The sequence below is a fragment of the Shuttleworthella sp. MSX8B genome (genome assembly GCF_000524295.1).
GTDB lineage: Bacteria > Bacillota > Clostridia > Lachnospirales > Lachnospiraceae > Shuttleworthia > Shuttleworthia satelles.
Genome location: NZ_JAQT01000002.1, coordinates 42535 through 61107 on the forward strand (window position 1 = coordinate 42535; position 18573 = coordinate 61107).

At 52.9% G+C, this 18573-nt stretch carries 17 protein-coding genes; 13 read left to right on the forward strand and 4 right to left on the reverse strand.

From position 1 onward, the window contains the following. The 7 genes from accB to HMPREF1508_RS09525 all read left to right on the forward strand — a co-directional run bounded on the left by accB (position 1) and on the right by HMPREF1508_RS09525 (position 7879). The gene (accB, locus tag HMPREF1508_RS00325; RefSeq protein WP_044958376.1) at positions 1 to 447 is read left to right on the forward strand and encodes an acetyl-CoA carboxylase biotin carboxyl carrier protein; all 447 of its coding nucleotides are present in this window, start codon (positions 1 to 3) and stop codon (positions 445 to 447) included. Positions 448 to 449: 2 nt separating this feature from the next. Then, positions 450 to 869: a 3-hydroxyacyl-ACP dehydratase FabZ family protein gene (locus HMPREF1508_RS00330; protein ID WP_044958377.1), complete on the forward strand. Its 420-nt coding sequence runs from the start codon at positions 450 to 452 to the stop codon at positions 867 to 869. After that, complete coding sequence (locus HMPREF1508_RS00335; protein ID WP_044958379.1) at positions 869 to 2176, forward strand: acetyl-CoA carboxylase biotin carboxylase subunit; 1308 nt, start codon at positions 869 to 871, stop codon at positions 2174 to 2176. Before HMPREF1508_RS00330 ends, HMPREF1508_RS00335 begins: the two co-directional genes overlap by 1 nt. Positions 2177 to 2334: 158 nt before the next feature. After that, on the forward strand, positions 2335 to 3237 hold the full coding sequence (accD, locus tag HMPREF1508_RS00340; protein WP_084640134.1) for an acetyl-CoA carboxylase, carboxyltransferase subunit beta: 903 nt from the start codon (positions 2335 to 2337) through the stop codon (positions 3235 to 3237). A gap of 138 nt (positions 3238 to 3375) precedes the next feature. Beyond that, positions 3376 to 4185 carry an acetyl-CoA carboxylase carboxyl transferase subunit alpha gene (accA, locus tag HMPREF1508_RS00345; RefSeq protein WP_044958380.1) on the forward strand — a complete coding sequence of 270 codons (810 nt, stop codon included), beginning with the start codon at positions 3376 to 3378 and terminating at the stop codon, positions 4183 to 4185. Positions 4186 to 4648: 463 nt separating this feature from the next. Next, complete coding sequence (locus HMPREF1508_RS09520) at positions 4649 to 6733, forward strand: hypothetical protein (RefSeq protein WP_156923143.1); 2085 nt, start codon at positions 4649 to 4651, stop codon at positions 6731 to 6733. A gap of 27 nt (positions 6734 to 6760) precedes the next feature. After that, a complete protein-coding gene (locus HMPREF1508_RS09525) occupies positions 6761 to 7879 on the forward strand; it encodes an alpha/beta hydrolase (RefSeq protein ID WP_049906769.1) in 1119 nt (372 codons plus the stop codon). A gap of 12 nt (positions 7880 to 7891) precedes the next feature. On the opposite strand, the gene HMPREF1508_RS00360 is transcribed toward HMPREF1508_RS09525, so the two are convergent. Continuing rightward, on the reverse strand, positions 7892 to 8494 hold the full coding sequence (locus HMPREF1508_RS00360; RefSeq protein ID WP_044958382.1) for a cytidylate kinase-like family protein: 603 nt from the start codon (positions 8492 to 8494) through the stop codon (positions 7892 to 7894). A 149-nt stretch (positions 8495 to 8643) separates the two neighbouring features. Between HMPREF1508_RS00360 and HMPREF1508_RS09530 the strand changes: the two genes are divergently transcribed. Continuing rightward, a complete protein-coding gene (locus HMPREF1508_RS09530; protein ID WP_049906771.1) occupies positions 8644 to 9591 on the forward strand; it encodes a hypothetical protein in 948 nt (315 codons plus the stop codon). Between the two features lie 18 nt (positions 9592 to 9609). Here HMPREF1508_RS09530 and HMPREF1508_RS00370 read toward each other — a convergent pair whose 3' ends face one another. Then, on the reverse strand, positions 9610 to 10995 hold the full coding sequence (locus HMPREF1508_RS00370) for a uracil-xanthine permease family protein (RefSeq protein ID WP_044958385.1): 1386 nt from the start codon (positions 10993 to 10995) through the stop codon (positions 9610 to 9612). A 303-nt stretch (positions 10996 to 11298) separates the two neighbouring features. On the opposite strand from HMPREF1508_RS00370, the gene upp reads away from it, so the two are divergent. The 5 genes from upp to guaA all read left to right on the forward strand — a co-directional run bounded on the left by upp (position 11299) and on the right by guaA (position 17180). Then, entirely contained in the window at positions 11299 to 11928 is a 630-nt protein-coding gene (gene upp / locus HMPREF1508_RS00375; protein WP_044958410.1) for a uracil phosphoribosyltransferase, read from the forward strand. Further along, positions 11928 to 12458 (forward strand): shikimate kinase, encoded by a 531-nt coding sequence (locus HMPREF1508_RS00380; protein ID WP_044958387.1) that lies wholly within the window; start codon positions 11928 to 11930, stop codon positions 12456 to 12458. The genes upp and HMPREF1508_RS00380 overlap by 1 nt, the downstream gene beginning before the upstream one ends. Positions 12459 to 12462: 4 nt before the next feature. Continuing rightward, on the forward strand, positions 12463 to 13863 hold the full coding sequence (gene trkA / locus HMPREF1508_RS00385; RefSeq protein WP_006905334.1) for a Trk system potassium transporter TrkA: 1401 nt from the start codon (positions 12463 to 12465) through the stop codon (positions 13861 to 13863). A 14-nt stretch (positions 13864 to 13877) separates the two neighbouring features. Further along, positions 13878 to 15362, forward strand: a complete 1485-nt coding sequence (locus HMPREF1508_RS00390) for a TrkH family potassium uptake protein (RefSeq protein WP_044958390.1) — start codon at positions 13878 to 13880, stop codon at positions 15360 to 15362. A gap of 273 nt (positions 15363 to 15635) precedes the next feature. Further along, positions 15636 to 17180 (forward strand): glutamine-hydrolyzing GMP synthase, encoded by a 1545-nt coding sequence (guaA, locus tag HMPREF1508_RS00395; protein WP_044958391.1) that lies wholly within the window; start codon positions 15636 to 15638, stop codon positions 17178 to 17180. A 102-nt stretch (positions 17181 to 17282) separates the two neighbouring features. Here the strand turns inward: guaA and HMPREF1508_RS00400 are convergent, their stop codons facing one another. Together HMPREF1508_RS00400 and HMPREF1508_RS00405 are read right to left on the reverse strand one after the other, a co-directional pair. Further along, positions 17283 to 18203, reverse strand: coding sequence for an IS3 family transposase (locus HMPREF1508_RS00400; protein WP_006906085.1), 921 nt, complete (start codon positions 18201 to 18203; stop codon positions 17283 to 17285). Next, positions 18200 to 18573, reverse strand: a 374-nt coding sequence (locus HMPREF1508_RS00405; RefSeq protein WP_044958394.1) for a helix-turn-helix domain-containing protein, incomplete at its 5' end; no start/stop codon positions are given. The genes HMPREF1508_RS00400 and HMPREF1508_RS00405, both read right to left, overlap by 4 nt.

An 18573-nucleotide genomic window follows, 5' to 3' on the forward strand; every position in this document is an offset into this window, starting at 1 on the left:
ATGAACGAGAAGGAAATCAGAAAGTATGCCGGTCTGATGAAGGAATTGGATCTGACCGGTCTTGAGATCACCAATGATGAGACAAAAGTTCGATTAGAGCGCGGCAGCGAGCTTGTTTCCGTCCTTCCTTCGGCTGGCACTGTCGGTGACCCGGCAGCTTGTGATACAGGGAAAATGCAGAAGAAAGAGGGAGCGGATGCGGCTGCATCCGCAGGCAAGACGATCACTTCTCCTCTGGTAGGTATTTTCTATGCGGCGGCGGAGGAGAACGGCAAGCCCTTCGTTGCCGTTGGAGATCATGTCAAAAAGGGACAGACACTCTGCATCGTCGAAGCCATGAAACTGCTCAACGAGGTGACCGCAGAGGAGGACGGGGTGATCAAACAAATCTGCGCCTCCAATGGACAGCTGGTTGAATATGGAACAGCGCTTTTTGTCATGGAGTGATTATGAATCGTCAAGAAATTATGGAGATGATCCCTCACAGGGACCATATGCTTCTGCTGGATGACGCGGAGCTGATCGATGGGGAAGCCGTCGCTCATTACCATGTGACCGGGGACGAGTTTTTCCTAAAGGGGCATTTCCCGGGAAATCCCATCGTGCCCGGCGTGATTCTCTGCGAGATCCTGGCCCAGTCGGCCTGTGTTCTCATGAAAGAGGGCTTAAAAGAAGGCAAACTGCCGGTTTACACGGGACTGAACAATGTCAGGTTCCGCGCTCCGGTCAGGCCCGGTGATCGAGTCACGGCCAAATGCCATGTCACCAGATCCAGAGGAATGTTCTACTTCTGCAGCGGAACCATCAAGGTGGAAGACCGCCTCTGCGTTTCCGCGGATTTTTCTTTTGCCATCACAGGAGGCGTCTGATGTTTTCGAAGATCCTGATTGCCAACCGCGGTGAGATCGCGGTGCGAATCATCCGCGCCTGCAAGGAGATGGGGATCGCAACGGTCGCGGTCTACTCTACGGCAGACCGGGAGGCCTTCCATGTGGCTCTGGCAGACCAGGCTGTCTGCATCGGCGGGCCCGAAGCGACGGAGTCCTATCTGAATGAGAGCCAGATCATATCGGCTGCCCTTATGACCGGTGCCCAGGCCATACATCCGGGATATGGCTTTCTCTCAGAAAATGCCCATTTCGCCGGACTTTGCCGGGAGAACGGCATTGTCTTTATCGGCCCGGATCCGGAGTCCATGGAGAAGTTCGCCGACAAGGCCATTTTAAAAGAGTTGGTAGACGATGCCGGTCTTCCGGTTATCCCCGGGACCGAGGCAGTGCCGACTCTGGCCGAGGCCATCACTTTGGCCAATAAGATCGGCTATCCGGTGATGCTTAAGGCCTGTTCTGGAGGCGGTGGAAGAGGCATTCGCCTGATCCGAAGTGATGAGGAACTGACCCGCGCCTTCCCTGAGGCCACCCAGGAAGCGGTCACAGCTTTCGGCGACGGGGCCCTCTATTTGGAGAAATATATTTTCCCGGCCCGTCATATTGAGCTTCAGATCTTAGCTGATGAGCAGGGGCATGTGGTCTGTCTGGGAGAGAGGGACTGCTCCCTGCAGCGCCGCAACCAGAAGCTTCTGGAGGAGACCCCATCCCCGGCTGTCTCTGATAAGCAGAGGGCAAAGATGATCAGGCTGGTCACCAGGGCGGCCAAGAAGATCGGTTATGTGGGCGCCGGCACCATGGAGTTCCTCTATGACGCAAAGGGCAGCTTCTGGTTCATGGAGATGAATCTGCGTCTGCAGGTAGAGCACTGCGTGACCGAGATGCTGACCTCTGTCGACATCGTCAAGTGGCAGATCCGCATTGCAGCAGGCATCCCACTGGATTTTGACCAGGAGCAGGTACGTTTGACGGGTTCTTCCATGGAATGCCGTATCAATGCCAGGGGGATCGGACGGCTGAATATGCTGCATGTGCCCGGAGGACTCAATGTTCGTTTTGATACTTGCCTGATTCAGGGAATGACCATGTCTCCCTACTACGACTCCCTCATGGGCAAACTGGTTGTCTATGCGGGAAGCCGGGAGGAGGCCCTGCGCAAGATGCGGGCGGCTCTCTGTGAACTGGTGATTGACGGGATCCCAAGCAACGTAAACGAGCAGCTCAAGATTGTCGAGGATGAGCGCTTTACTTCAGGAAATTATGATCTGACCTTCCTCGGGAACAAGTAAACTGAAGAAACTGATGCCTTGAACCCATGGGTGAGAGACGATGCAAATGGCCTCTTATGACAGGAAAGTGATGCGTAAGATCATGTGGATTGTTTCCTTTGATGGGAACATGGCGCAGACAAGGGAATATCAGCTGATATAAGGAAATGAGATAAAGTATGGCTCTGCATTTTAGAAAACCGAAAAACACACTGGAGTTTGGAGGGAGAACGGCCTATGAGGCAGAGGGAGACAGCGGTGAAGCAGTCAGGAAATGTCCTAATTGTCACAAGGAGATTCCGCTCTCTGTCCTGCAGGAAAACGAGCAGGTCTGTCCCTGTGGCCATCATTTTCGCCTCAGAGCCAGAGCCCGTCTGCGTCTGCTCTTGGACAAGGGGAGCTTTCGGGAACTCTATGGGAATCTGATTTCAGAGAATCCCCTTGCCTTTGAGGGTTATGACGAGAAACTGGAGAAGGTGAGGGCAGACACCGGGGAGACGGAAGCGGTTATCACGGGAGTTGGCAGGATTAAGGGAATTTTCACGGCTGTCTTTGCCATGGATCCCTATTTCATGATGGGGTCTATGGGGTCTATTGTGGGTGAGAAGATCACCCGTCTCTTTGAGTATGCGATTCGGCAGCACCTGCCAGTCATAGGCTTTACGGCCTCCGGAGGAGCCCGTATGCAGGAGGGGCTTCTCTCTCTTATGCAGATGGCCAAGACTTCGGCAGCAGTCAAGTGGCACTCCGACGCGGGACTCCTCTATGTCACAGTTCTGACGGATCCCACTACAGGAGGAGTGACCGCTTCTTTTGCAATGGAGGGAGATTTGATCCTGTCCGAGCCGGACGCTCTGGTCGGTTTCGCCGGAGCCCGCGTCATTGAGCAGACCACCAGAAAACGTCTGCCTCAGGGCTTTCAGAGGGCGGATTTCCTCTTAGAGCACGGTTTCTGCGATGCCATCATGGACCGAAGAGAGCAGAGAGAGGGACTGGCGCAGATCCTTTTGATGCACGGGTGTGGAGTCGAGGCAAAGAAGAGTGCAGAGGAAAGCGCAGAGAAGAGTGCAGAGAGAACATGAAATCTCATCGAGAGGAAAGCGATGCGGGGAAATGTTGGCGGGCTGACCGGGTTGAGAACAAGCTGATTTCAGAGTCTTGCAGGGGCCGGAGATGCCCGGGAGTCAGCTGGAAATCAGGATTGAAAAAGCGAGAAGAAAATGGCAAAAAAAGAGAGCTTAACTCCATATGATCGCGTGCGGAGGGCCAGAGACGCCAGGCGCCCCACCAGCCTGGATTACATCGGTGGGCTCCTGGACAGCTTTATAGAGCTTCACGGAGACCGCAGGTATGCCGATGATCCAGCCATTATCGGTGGTGTCGGTTTCCTGGGGGAGCAGCCGGTAACCGTGGTCGCCATTGAGAAAGGGCACAATCTGAAAGAGCGTAAGTTCCGCAACTTCGGAGGCCCGAAGCCGGAGGGATACCGCAAGGCCCTTCGTCTCATGAAACAGGCGGAGAAGTTCGGACGACCAGTCATCTGTCTGATCGATACCGCCGGAGCCTTCTGCGGGATTGGAGCCGAAGAGCGCGGCCAGGGGCTGGCAATCGCCGAAAACATGATGGAAATGTCCACCCTGTCTGTCCCGATCATCTCTGTTTTGATCGGCGAGGGCGGTTCCGGCGGCGCACTGGGTCTGGGACTGGCAGACCGGGTCTGGATGCTGCAGAATAGCTATTATTCCGCCATCTCTCCTGAAGGCTGCGCTTCCATCCTCTGGAAGGATGCCAAGCGGGCCGACCAGGCGGCGGCAAACCTGCGTCTGACCGCAGAGGACGCCAGAGATCTGGGCGTTGCGGACCGCATTATTTTAGAGAGGGAGCTCGGCAGCGATAAATTCTATGCGAGGATGAAGAGGGCTCTTCTGGAGGAGATCAAGCGCCTGGAAGCGGATCCGGATTTGCTGAATCATCGCTATATGCGATTTCGCGGGATCGGGCAGCAGGCGCAGGATAAGAAAAATATTTGATCAATGAAAACGATCAGTAAACTCAATCAGACTATGGAACAAAACGGATTGGCCTAATCTCAACATTTCAGATATTGTTCTGCCAGCCGTCTCACTTCATTCTGTATTTGACAAACGACTTTGCCATATTGAAGCTTTTGAAGGTTTCCTGTCCCTCATGCACAGCATCGACAACGTACAGATCTTTCATCTTATCCACACGATAATGCTTGATCCTGTCCGCAGAAACATCATAAGAATCCAGTTTTTTGATGATTTCCTGCATTGTCAGCGAATGCTGGTCAGCTGTTGCCCGATTGACAGGATGATCCGTATATGAGATTTGTGTTAAAGTAAGGGAGAACACAGGCGGTTTGAATGGGAGATTTGAATGCCGGATTTACAGGGGCAGGGTCAATGCGATCAGAAGATGAAGGAGATCAGCGGATCTCGAAGCTACTTGTTTTCGGGAGACAAAGAGGAAATGAAAGCTATACCTGACCGGGATGACTCGATCAAGGGAAACCCCGATCGGGTTTATTCAATCGATCTGAACTCAGATCTGAGTTCAGATTTGACTTCAAAAGAGAAAACTCTTGACCATGTGAGGGTCCTGGAGCAGGAGGAGGCCCTTGCGCGGACAGGTATTTTCCCGGAGGACCTGGCTAAGTATCAGGACTTTCTGGCCAGGGCAGGGCAAATGCCGGGTCGAATGCTTCATTTGGACTATCGCCTGATTACAGATACCGGACAGACCCATTATGTCCGCGAAAGCCTGTGGACCTGCGAGAGAGAGGGCAAAATCAGGGGAGAGGCTTTCATCACGGATATTTCAGATCTCATGCGGGCAAACGAGGATCTGCGCTTTCTCAATGAGACCATACCCTGCGGCTTCCTCAAGTACACCTGCGAGAAACAGCCTAGGGTGACCTATGTGAATCGCCGTATGTTAGAGATAATGCATATTGATCCGGACGACAGGAGCTTAAGGAAAGAAGTCGCCCCTTATATGAATGACATTCTGCTGACGGTTCCCATGAAGGAAAGGAAGCGCTTCTCCTCCTATCTGAATCTGGTTCGCCGCCTCAACAGCCCGGTGGCGGGGGAGATGACCCTCCTGGCCCCTGACGGCAGCAGGATCCGGGTCTATGGCTGGGTCACCAGGATCCATTTAGCTGATGGAACCGAGGAGTTTCAGTCTGTTTGCATGGATATCACGGCGCAATATCGCCGCAAGAGAAAGCAGGAGGATATCCGCTATCTGCGCGCCCTCTCCGATGTCTACGAGGAGATCTTCAAGTATGATCTGAGTGAGAACACCGTGACCTGCCTGCACTCCGGTCCGGGTTCCGCCTTTACGAGCTTCGAGAATATCGCCATGCAGACCACAGACGCCGCTGACCGCTGGCTGAGACAGACGGTCGCGGAGGAGGATCAGGATGCGGTCAGAAGCTTTCTGCTCAGAGAGTCCCGTGAGAAGATGCTCCTTCCGGGAGAACTGCCTCCTCAGATCAGCTTTCACGGCAGGAGTGAGGGGAAGGCGCCGTATAAGGCGATTTTTATCAAGTTCAACGAGACCAGCAATTTCCTCTGTGTCCGCCGCAGCCCCGACGAGGAGACCAAGGCCAGCCTGGTCAGCCAGAATGAGCGCCTGCGCAAGAATATGAAGGGCTTGATTCAGAACTTCACGGATGGGGTGGCGGCCTTTGAGGTCATGCCAAATAATTATGTCCGCCCCCTCTATGCCTCTGAAAATGTGGCGGAATTCTTCGGAGTCAGCGAGGAGCGATGGATGAAGCTGGTTGAGGACGGAATCCCCCTGGAGGATCTGGCAATTTATTCCGAGGCGTCTCTGGAGGATTTTGAGAAGCTTCTGGAGGACGGCGAGGGTGAGTTTACCTACTTCGACTTCAATCGGGGAGAGGACCGGCGGATCAAGGCGATCTGCTCCCAGAGAGACAAGGACGGAAAGAAGCCCCGCTATATCATGCTCTATCGTATGAACGAGCCCGGAAGAGGATTTGCGGGAGGCAGAGGAAGGGCAGGAGAGGACGCGGCCCCTTTGGACCGGCAGAGTGCCAATGACGGGACTCTCGCGATAGATAAGGGGCAGGATAGGGAAGCGTCAGAGGTTTTCATCCGCACCTTCGGTTATTTTGACGTCTTTGTGGGCGGCAAGCCCATCGCATTTCGAAACAAGAAATCCAAGGAGCTTCTGGCCCTTTTGGTGGATCGACGCGGAGGCTTTATCTCCTCAGACGAGGCCGTCTCCTTTCTCTGGGAGGATGAATTTGTCACAGCGGTAACACTTTCCCGCTATCGGAAGGTGGCCCTGCGCCTGAAGAATCTCCTGGAGGAGTATGGAATTGCTGATATTGTGGAGAGCGTCGATGGAAAACGGCGAATCGTCCCCGAGCGCGTTTCCTGTGATCTCTACGAGTATCTGGAGGGGGAGCAGGAGCATAAGAGTCTCTTTACAGGCTCTTATCTGAGCAATTATTCCTGGGGAGAGGCGACTTTGGCGGGACTTTTAGCCCAGAGGAGCGAGATCGGAGATATTTTTGTCTGAGCGCTCAGAAGGCAGGAGGGAAACTTGATGCAATGGAGGAATCAGGGGAAACTGAAAAAACTCATCCTGACTTACCTGGCCGGATCAGCCCTCCTGACAGTGGGATCAGGGCTGCGCATGGAGTGGATCAACCGCAGGGGAAATGACACGGAGCGCGGGCGAAAGCGGATCAGAGCGCTTATGAGCCAGGGACGCTTTCAGCAGTTTCCCCTTTTCTCTTTAGATGAAATTGCCAGAGAGAGAAAGCTGGGACAGGTGCGCCTGTCTGTCTTTTTGAGAGATACAGAAGAAGATTGGGAAGACAAGAGCCGGATTCGACAGAATCGCCGAGTGACTTCTGAAAACAGCGAGAACTCCGGGGCGAAGAATAAATCAGCTGAGGAGATAAAATGCATAAATAAATTCAGCAAATCAGATCGGCGCAAGTTCGCCATCATTTGTCCGGGCGGGGGATACGCGCACTTGTGTACGGACAAGGAGGGATATGCCATCGCGGCCCGCCTGAACGAGCTGGGTTACAGCTGCTTTGTCCTGGAATATCGAACCGGTTTTGCCGCCCGCTCCTATGCGCCGACACAGGATTTGGCCCGGGCGGTCTCCTATGTGACAGAGCACGCGGATCAATTTGATGTGGATCCCGAGGATTACGCCCTGATCGGATTCTCCGCCGGAGGGAACCTGGTGGGGCTCTACGGAACGGAGAAATACGGATGGAAGGCCTATGGGACAGCCAAACCCGGAGCCATCATCATGGGCTATCCCTGGACCAATATCAATCACTGGATGGATCATCCCTATTGGAACATATGGAAGGGACTGATCGGGCTCTATTTCACAGAGCGGTCCAACCTGTATTACTTTGGCATAAGGCAGTCTAAGGCCAAGCGGGATTCTGTGTGCGTGCAGAAGTGGATCACAGAGAGTTTTCCGCCCACCTATATGTTCTCCGGGGCCATGGACGTGTTGACTCCGGCCAGCCATCACGCGGACGTGATGGCCCAGGCCCTGGAGGAGAAACATATCCCCTGTCTCTATCACAAGTACTTTCGCCTGCCGCACGGGATCGGACTGGGCATAGGAACCCAGGCCCAGGGCTGGCTTGAGGAGGCGACAGAATTCTGGGAGAAGGAGACCGGGCAGACGTAGAACAGACGCCTTTTACCTGTCCATGGCCTTTGCCATATCGCAGATGATGTTAACGCAGTTATCCTCGCCCAGGCTGCCGCTGTCCAGATTGATATCGTAGTTGTGATAGTCACCCCAGATCTGGTCCGTGTAGTAGCGATAGTAGGTCTTGCGCTGCTTGTCTTTTTTCTCCAGCCGCTTCTTGGGATTGACGTTCTCAATCACCTCATAGCGGTCCTTGATCCGCTCGATCCGGTGCTCCATATCGGAGTGGATAAAGACGTTCAGAGACCGGATATCGGTGTTGCGCAGAATGTAGTCGGAGCAGCGGCCGACGATGACGCAGGGGCCCTTGGCCGCGTAGTCTAAAATGACTCTGCGCTGGGCCAGGAAGATCTCATCCTGAGGACTCTGGAAGTACATAGCACTGGCCGCAGACACGTCAAACCAGTTGTTGCTGCCACTGGAATACTCCCCCTGATCCTCAATCATGGTCTCGGCATAGCCGCTGTCCTGAGCGACACGGGTGACAATCTGTCCGTCGTAAAAAGGGATCCCAAGTTTCTCGGCGACCTTCTTTCCAATCGTGTGTCCGCCACTGCCGAATTCACGGGAAATGGTAATTACAGGATACATAGATGCCCCCTTTCGAGAATGCTTTTTCTGTACTTTTATTTTAATCTGACCGAAAATAATGTCAAACAAGATCGGGTAGAGAGCGGTGACAACAAGATCAGGGTGGGAGTCAAGAAGAGAGCGGTGACAACAAAATCAGGGAGAGAACAATGACAGCAGATTTTACAGTCATGAGTATGTCCGGTGTCTATGAGGGCCAGGAGTTCTGTCTGGGGGCAAATGCCAACTTCCTTGACATGACCGATATTCCCGGGACCAACTGCTACTGTGATGAGGGCGCCAAGATAGAGATCAAGAGACGTCTGGAGGAGAGCAATGCATATGAGACACCGGTGCACTTTTTGGACTCAGGCAACTATCACTATTTGAGCCTCTTCTATTTAGAGAGAATTGAGGAGGACTTCGAGCTCCTGCTCCTGGATAATCATCCGGATATGCAGGCACCCTCCTTTGGGGAGGTGACTTCCTGCGGCGGTTGGGTCAGAGAGGCCCTTTATCGCCTGCCCCATCTGAAAAAGCTTTATCTATATGGAATCGAGGACATTCTCCTCCGGCAGATCGCTCAAGAGGAGCCGGTCGACCCCCGCGTTGTCCTCCTGCGCTCCTGGCAGGCTGTGAATGATAAGGGAAATTCCATAAATGATAACGGAAATTCCATAAAAGAAGGCGCCCAAGCCCCGGGGGACTTCGACGCCAGAAGAGATCCATGGAAATTGGTCGTGGAGGAAGACGTAAGAGAGCATTTGAAGGCGGATTCCAAAGTCGAGTCCTGCAGACAGGCGAAGGAAGAGAACTCTGGCAGGCAAAGGGAAAAAGAGAGGAAGCGGCCGGACGGAAAGCAGGAGGGACGTCCCCTCTACATCTCCCTGGATAAGGACGTACTGCGCCCTGGAGATGCCTTTTGCAACTGGAGCCAGGGGGTGACGAGTATCGGGGAAATAGAGGAACTGCTCGCCTTCTGTTACGCCAGCCGCCGTCTTCTTGGGCTGGATATCTGCGGGGAAATCAGCGTCTTAGAGCAGAGTCTGGGTGATGATATCGGGGCGCGGGCCAGAAATGACGCGCTCAATGCCAAGCTGGCGGAACTCTGCTCATGAATCTGAATAAGAGAGGAATCAGCGGATGTGTTCCCGGTTCTCTTCGTCCAGCATGATGTCATTCTTGACCTCAGACATATCGCCCTCCATGAAGACGTAGTCATTGCCGGGGAGGATGGCGTTCATGACAATGCCGAGGATAGAGGCGATGGCCAGGGAGGTAAGCGTGATGTGGGCGCTGCCGACCTGGAAGGTCAGGCCACTGGAGAAGCCCAGACCGGACACCAGGATCACTGCCGCGATAATCAGGTTTCTGGTGCGGGTGAAGTCGACCCGATTCTCGACGACATTTCTCACGCCAATGGCAGAGATCATCCCGTAGAGGATGAAGGAAATGCCTCCGATGATGGCGGCAGGCATGGTGGTGATTACCTCAGCGAACTTCGGGGAGAAGGAGAGGATAATGGCGTAGAGGGCGGCGAGGCGGATGACCTTTGGGTCATGTACCTTGGAGAGCTCTAACACGCCGGTGTTCTCGCCGTAGGTGGTGTTGGCGGGACCTCCGATGATGGCGGAGAAGGCGGTGGCCAGTCCGTCGCCGACCAGGGTCCGGTTTAGGCCGGGATCAGTGATGAAATTCTGGCCGACGGTCGCGGAAATGGCGGATATATCGCCGATATGCTCCATCATGGAGGCAATGGCGATGGGGGCCATTACCAGGATGGCTGTGATATCGAACTTGCAGAGGTAAAAGGGCTGCAAGGCAACAGGGGAGGCGGAGCTGACCCTGGCAAAGTCAAGAATGGCGGAGCCATCGGCATTGGTCATGCCAAAGGCGTTGAAAGCAAGAGCGAAGAAATAAGCGATGACGACTCCCATCAGGATGGGAATGATCTTGAACATACCCCGTCCCCAGATCTCGAAGAAGACGACGACAAGAAAGGCGATAACGGCCAGAAGCCAGTTGGTGGACGCGTTGCTGATGGCGGAAGGGGCGAGGCTTAAGCCGATGCAGATGATGATCGGGCCTGTGACAACGGGAGGAAGGAAGCGCATGACCTTCTCGACGCCTGCGACCTTGATGACAGCGGCCAGAACCAGGTAGAGAAGGCCGGCGACAACGACGCCGCCGTTGGCATAAGCCAGTTTCTCGTGCATGGGCATAGAGGCATACATGCCGGTATTTAAGGCTGCCACAGCGGCATAACCGCCCAGAAAGGCGAAGGAGGAGCCCAGGAAGGCTGGAACCTTGCGCTTGGTGATCAGGTGGAAGAGCAGGGTCCCTGCCCCGGCGGCAAAGAGGGTGACCTGCACGCTCATCCCCTGTCCCTGAAAATAGTTGTTGACCAGGATGGGAACCAGAACGGTGGCTCCGAACATGGCAAACATGTGTTGCAGACCCAGGATGAGCATCTTGGGAATGCCCAGCTGTCTTGCGTCCTTGATAGCGCTTTTTTGGTTCATAATGTGTCCCCTTTCATAAGCTGAGGCCGAAAGAATTCCAAATCTTCTACAGTATATGCATTTTGAGCAGAAGTCACAATCACAAAATGATGTGACTGACTCAGGTGGGGCGAAGATTGATTTATATAATAATGTGACAGAATGCTCACGCATGGGCGAAGAGTGACTGATATAGGGTTACTATAATAATGAAATGATGTGGCGGAATATTCAGCGCGGAGTACAGATTGACTTATAAGACACTTAAACTTAAAATTTGTTGGAACATGCAACAGGCAATTGGAGGCTTAGAAAATGGCAGATATGGATCATGTAATTATCATGGATCACCCCCTCATCAAGCATAAGATTTCCATGCTTCGCGATATCCACACCGGCACCAATGAGTTTCGCACTCTGGTCGGGGAGATCGCCATGCTGGAGGCATTCGAGGCCCTGCGGGACCTGCCCATGGAGAACAGGGAGGTAGAGACGCCCCTGGAGAAGGCTATGGTACCCTATATTTCCGGTAAAAAGATGGCGATTGTTCCCATCCTGAGGGCCGGTCTTGGAATGGTAGACGGGGTCCTGACCCTGGTTCCCACGGCAAAGGTGGGCCATATCGGTCTTTACAGAGATCCCAAGACCCATGAGCCCCATGAGTATTACTGCAAGCTGCCGGCGCCCATTGAGCAGAGGACAATTCTGGTTGTGGATCCCATGCTGGCTACCGGCGGGTCCGGCGTTGAGGCCGTTGATTTCATTAAGCAGCACGGGGGGAAGAAGATCAAGTTCATGTGCATTTTGGCAGCTCCCGAGGGGATCAAGCGCCTGCATGAAGCGCATCCTGATGTGCAGATTTATGTCGGCTGCGTAGACCGCGAACTGAATGAAGACGCCTATATCTGCCCCGGTCTCGGCGATGCCGGCGACCGCATCTTCGGAACCAAGTAATGACGAAAAGCAATATTGTCTTAATCGGGATGCCGGGCTGCGGGAAGAGCACCGTCGGCGTTATTTTGGCAAAGGTGCTCAAAAAGCGCTTCGTCGATACGGATCTGGTGATTCAGGAGAAGACAGGAAAGCTTCTCAGGGAAACGATTGCGGAGGAGGGCATCGAGGGATTTAACGCGATCGAAGACCGCATACTTGCCTCCCTCCAGGCAGAGGACGCGGTCATTGCTACCGGGGGGTCCGCGGTATATGGCGCAAATGCCATGGCTCATTTGAGAGAGATCGGGCACGTTGTTTACCTGCGGTTGTCTTATGCCGGAGTTGAGGCCCGTCTGGGGAGCCTGGAAGCACGAGGTGTTGTACATCGGCCAGGGCAGACCCTTCGGGATCTCTATGAGGAGCGGACTCGGCTCTATGAGAGATATGCGGATCTTATCATTGACGAGGATGGCCTTAGTATTGAAGCTACCGTCAAGCGTGCCGTTCAACAGATTACACAGGTACTCGCCGAAGAGGGCAGGAGTAAATAGTTCCATGTTTCGAAATCAAATGCAGGAGATTGCCGTCAAGGCGGCGGCTTTAAAGATTATCATTGTCGGAGCCGGCAAGGTGGGGTCAACCCTGGCGGAACAGCTGTCCAAGGAAGGCAATGACATTACGATTATTGATTCCAATCGCAACAAGGTGCAGGATCTGACCAACCGCCTGGACATTATGGGAATTGTCGGCAATGGAGCTTCTTTCTCAAAACTGGATGACGCGGGAATTCAGGAGGCGGATCTCTTTATCGCGGTGACCAGGTCTGACGAGCTCAATCTGCTCTGTTGTACGATTGCAAAGAGGTCTTCCGATGTCGCCTCTATTGCCCGCGTCCGTTCTCCCGAGTACTCCGCGGAAATCGCTTTTCTTCGCGAGCGTCTGGGACTTGCCATGGTGATCAATCCTGATCTGGAACTGGCCAGGGAGGCCTCCCGCATTCTCTATCTGCCCAGCGCCCTGGAGGTCAACTCCTTCGCCCGCGGGCAGGCGGAATTGATCAAGCTGCGCATTCCGGCAGGCTCCTCCCTGGACGGGCAGTCGCTGGCTGATTTCGGAAAGAATCACCTGGGAAATGTTGTTCTGGGAGCAGTTGAGCGCCACGGGGATGTGATGATTCCCAGAGGCGATACCATCATGTCTGCGGGAGACACCCTGACCTTCGTAGCTTCTCCCAGGGGTGCGAGGAGCTTCATGAAGAGCGTTGGCGTGGAGAACAAGCCCATTCGCAACTGCATGATCGTAGGGGGAGGAAGAGCAGCCTATTACCTTGCTTCGCAGCTGCTCAATATGGGCATTGAGGTCAAGATTATCGAGAAGGATCTGGACCGCTGCAACGAGCTGACAGAACTTCTTCCCGAGGCCGTCATTATTCACGGAGACGGAACGGATGAGGACCTTCTTCTTGAGGAGCAATTAAGGGGAACGGAGGCATTTGTCCCCCTGACCGGGATGGATGAGGAGAATATCATGCTCACTCTTCATGCCAGGAAGGAGACCAGGGCCAAGGTGGTCACGAAGATCAACCGGACTACCTTCGATGCGGTGGTCGAGGATCTGGATCTGGGATCTGTCTTAAGTCCCCGCTATCTGACTTCCGACGCGATTATCGCTTATGTCAGGGCCAAGAGGGCTTCCGGCACATCCAACATAGAGACCCTCTATCATCTTTTTGACAACCGGGTGGAGGCCCTGGAGTTCCGGGTCGATGACGATAAGCGCATCACCAATATTCCTCTGCGCGATCTTCAACTGCAGCCCAATACTCTGGTCTGCTTTATCAATCATAAGGGACATCTGATTTTTCCATCCGGAGATGATATGATCCATGCAGGAGACACGGTCATGATTATTACGACCAATGTCGGCTACACGGAAATCTGTGATATCTTGGCATAAGGGGGCATGATGTAATGAATGGTTCAATGATTCGCTATGTCCTCAGCCATATTGTGCGGATAGAAGGGCTCCTTCTTTTTTTACCCTGTCTGGTAGCTCTGATTTACCGGGAACAGCAGGGGGTTATCTATGCGGGTCTGGGGCTGATCTGTATTTTACTGGGCAGTTTCTTAGGTATGAGAAGACCTCAGAACAATACCTTTTACCTGAAGGAGGGCTGCATTACAACGGCTCTAAGCTGGCTTGTCCTCTCCGCGATCGGAGCGCTCCCCTTCGTTATCACCGGAGAGATCCCGGATTATACCAACGCTCTTTTTGAGACGATTTCCGGATTTACAACAACCGGATCCTCGATCCTGAGTGATGTGGAAGCCCTGTCACATACTTCACTTTTCTGGAGAAGCTTCACCCATTGGGTAGGCGGTATGGGAATCCTGGTCTTCATGCTGGCAATCATCCCCATGGTGGGCGGTTCTCCCATCAACCTGATGCGGGCGGAGAGCCCGGGACCGGAGGTGGACAAGACCATGCCGAAAATGCGCCAGTCCGCGGGACTGCTCTACATTATCTATGCGGTCTTAACCCTTGCGCAGATCATTCTTTTGGTTCTCTCCCGTATGCCTGTTTTTGATGCCATTTGCCTGTCCCTGGGTACGGCCGGAACCGGCGGTTTCGGGATCCTGAATTCCTCTGTGGGAAGCTACCATGTCCTGTCCCAGTGGATCATTACGATTTTTATGATTCTCTTCGGAATCAACTTCAATTTCTACTACTTTCTGGCGGATAAGAAGGCCAGAAAGGCTCTGGCCATGGAAGAAGTGCGGGTCTATCTGGGAATTGTTCTGCTGGCGGTTCTCGTGGTCACTGTCAATATTCTTCCTATGACAGCCGGTTTCTTCGATGCTCTGACGAAATCGGCCTTCCAGGTGGGATCCATTATCACGACAACAGGATATTCCACAACGGACTTTGACCTCTGGCCCAAGCTCTCTCAGGCGATTTTAGTTCTGCTCATGTTCATCGGAGCATGTGCCGGATCGACCGGAGGCGGAATCAAGGTCTCCCGCATATGGATCCTCTTTAAGTCCATCAAGAAGGAGATGCACCTCTACCTGCATCCCAGGAATGTGGAGAAGGTCTATATGGACCGACATCCGGTGGAGCATGACACCATGCGGTCTGTCAATATATATCTGGCGGTCTACATCGTGATCTTTTTGGCTTCTCTTTTGGGAATCTGCGCGATTGAGAACACGGATCTGGTCACGGCCTTCACCTCGGTCGCGGCCACCTTCAACAATATCGGGCCCGGTCTGTCTCTGGTAGGGCCCACGGCCAATTTTGGATGGATGCAGCCGGTCAGCAAATTCATCCTGATGTTTGACATGCTGGCCGGCCGCCTGGAGATCTGGCCCATGCTCCTTCTGTTCTATCCAAGGCTCTGGAGAAATGCCATCGGGCTTAGAAATTCCTATCGGAGAATGGAAGATGGAAGGTAGTTCAGATTGACTCGGGATGACTGCATACCGGTGTGAGACTTATCTGTCCGATGTCCGGTGTCCGGGGCCGGGTTGGAAAGAAATGCCTGAGATCCTGGCTTTGGCGATGGCAGAAAAAGATATTTGGGATGTTGGCCTTTGATTGGGACAGAGAGGGTGTTTAACACAGGGTTACAATGATCTGAGATTCTCAGTCGATAAGGCGAGAGCTCTTTTACAGAATTGATCGAGGTTTATTCCTCTGGTCACCTTAGGTCAAGAAAGGAAAGAAATATGCCGGAACGCGTTATCGTAATCGACTACGGCGGCCAGTACAATCAGCTGGTGGCCCGCCGTGTCCGAGAGAACAATGTCTACTGTGAGATATATTCTTATAAGACGCCTCTGGAGCAGATTAAAAAGATGAATCCCAAGGGGATCATCCTGACCGGCGGCCCTAACAGTGTCTATGAGAAAAATGCGGCCAGCGCCCCCAGGGAACTCTTTGAGTGGGGGATTCCCATTCTCGGACTCTGCTATGGCGCTCAGCTCATGATGCATATTCTGGGCGGTAAGGTAGAGCGGGCCAATGAGAAGGAGTTCGGAAAGACCCACATGGCTCTGGACCAGACGAAGAACCCTCTCTTTGCGGAAGTGCCGAAAGAGTCAGTGGTCTGGATGAGCCACAATGACTATGTGACGAAACTGGCCCCCGGATTCTCTGTCATCGCCCACACGGACAACTGCCCCAACGCGGCATTTGCCAGGGAGGATCAGAAGCTCTATGGATTCCAGTTTCATCCGGAGGTGCTTCACTCCGAATATGGCAGGCAGATGCTGGCCAACTTTGTTCTCAGGATCTGCGGCTGTTCCGGGGACTGGCGAATGGATGATTTTGCGGATCAGACCATTGCGTCTCTGCGAAGGAAGATCGGCGACGGCAAGGTCCTCTGCGGACTCTCCGGCGGCGTCGACTCCTCTGTCGCAGCGGTTCTTTTGTCCAAGGCCATCGGCAGGCAATTAACCTGTGTCTTCGTCGACCATGGGCTCTTGCGCAAGGATGAGGGAGACCAGGTCGAGGCGGTCTTCGGACCGAAGGGCCCCTATGAGCTCAACTTCGTCCGCGTCAACGCTCAGGACCGCTTCTACGAGAAACTGGCAGGTGTCGAGGAACCGGAGAGAAAGCGCAAGATCATCGGCGAGGAGTTCATCCGTGTCTTTGAGGCAGAGGCCAAGAAGATCGGCCAGGTGGACTATCTGGTGCAAGGGACCATTTATCCCGATGTGGTGGAGTCCGGTCTGGGCGGCGAGTCCGCAACTATCAAATCTCACCACAATGTGGGAGGCCTGCCGGACTATGTCGATTTCAAGGAGATTGTCGAACCCCTTCGTGACCTCTTCAAGGATGAAGTCCGCAAGGTCGGTCTTCATCTCGGTATTCCCGAGGAACTGGTCATGCGTCAGCCCTTCCCGGGTCCCGGCCTTGGCATCCGTATCATCGGGACTATCACTGAGGAGAAGGTCAGGATTGTGCAGGAGGCGGATGCTATCTACCGGGAGGAGATGGAGCGGGCAGGCCTGAATAAGACAGCCGGTCAGTATTTCGCGGCCCTGACCAATATGAGGTCCGTCGGCGTCATGGGAGATGAGCGAACCTATGATTACGCCATCGCCCTTCGCGCCGTCAATACCGTGGATTTCATGACTGCGGATGTGGTTGAGATTCCCTATGACGTGCTGAAGAAGGTGACGACACGCATTATCAATGAGGTGAATCATGTCAATCGGGTATTCTATGACATCACCTCCAAGCCGCCGGGAACGATTGAGTTTGAATAATACTTTTGAGGCTGAGAACCAAGCGTTTTGGTGTGCATCCCGTCAAGTAGACAATTGAAAAACAAAAAAGTTTTCCTGTCCGGCATTAATGCCGGGCAGTTTTCATGCTGTCCCCAACAGTTTTATTTCATGGTATTCCATTGGGGTCATGACTTTCAGTTTTCTCTGTACACGTTTGCCCGTATAATAGGTCATATATTTTTCAATTGCTTTAAGAAGTTCTTCTTTCGTTCTGAACTTACGCCCATAGTACATTTCACGTTTCATGATTCCCCAGAAGCCTTCCATAGGCCCGTTATCAATACAGTGCGCCACTCTTGACATGCTTTGAGTCATCCCTGCGTCCACGACTTTCTGTCGGAACTCTTTTGATGTGTATTGGTATCCTCTGTCACTATGAAAAATAGGGGTTGCTCCTGGAGCGCTCTCTATAGCCTTATTAAACGTTGTGAATACAAGCGAATTATCATTGTGATTGCCATAAACATAAGCAACTGGTCGCCTGTCGCACAGATCCAGTATAACACTCAGATAAATCTTCCCTTTCCTCTCATCTTCACCGGTGCCATATTTGAATTCACTGACGTCTGTAACCCATTTTTCATTCAGTTTGTCAGAATGGAATTCCCTGTTCAAAATGTTTTCTGCTATGTATGCCGGATCAGAGGCCGGTTTTGTGCAGCAGTTATAGCGATGTTTTATGATGGAGCGGATCTTCTTTTTTCGGCATATACGGAGAACGCGCTTGTCGTTAACACGGATATCGTAATCATGCTCCAGCGTGTCACGAATACGCCTGTATCCCATATCCGGATGCTCCTCATGGATCTGATTCACTTTTTCGGCTATACGCTTGTTAAGAACGTCATTTTCATTATCCGGCCTGCTTTTCCATTTGTAGTATGAAGTCCTGGTGATATGCCCGAGTCTGCACAAGCGACTTACAGGATAATCCGGATGTTCCTCGATAAGCTCTTTTATTGTGATATAGATATCCAGATGCCGTGTCCGTTTCAGCGTCACCTCCTCTCGACGGCATTGAGTTTTTTTAAGAAGTTGATCTCCATTTGCTGTTGCTTGGTCTGCGCTTTAAGCAGCCTGTTTTCTGCTTGAAGTCTTTCCGTTTCGGTCAGTTCTTCCATCGGCTTGCTCCGGCCGCGGCGGTCATACAGTCCTTCAACACCTCGTTCTTCATATTTCTTTACCCAAGTATAGACTTGGCCATAAGAACAGTCATACTCCTTTGCTGTAAGCGCATAGTTCATGGCGTTGGCAGTACAGTGCTCCACAATCGCTATTCGCTCATCCAGAGTCGTTTTCCTGCCCTTGTTATCTTTAACCATGAGATAATCACCTTTCGGACGTGATTCGGTCAATTCCTCATGGTTATTAT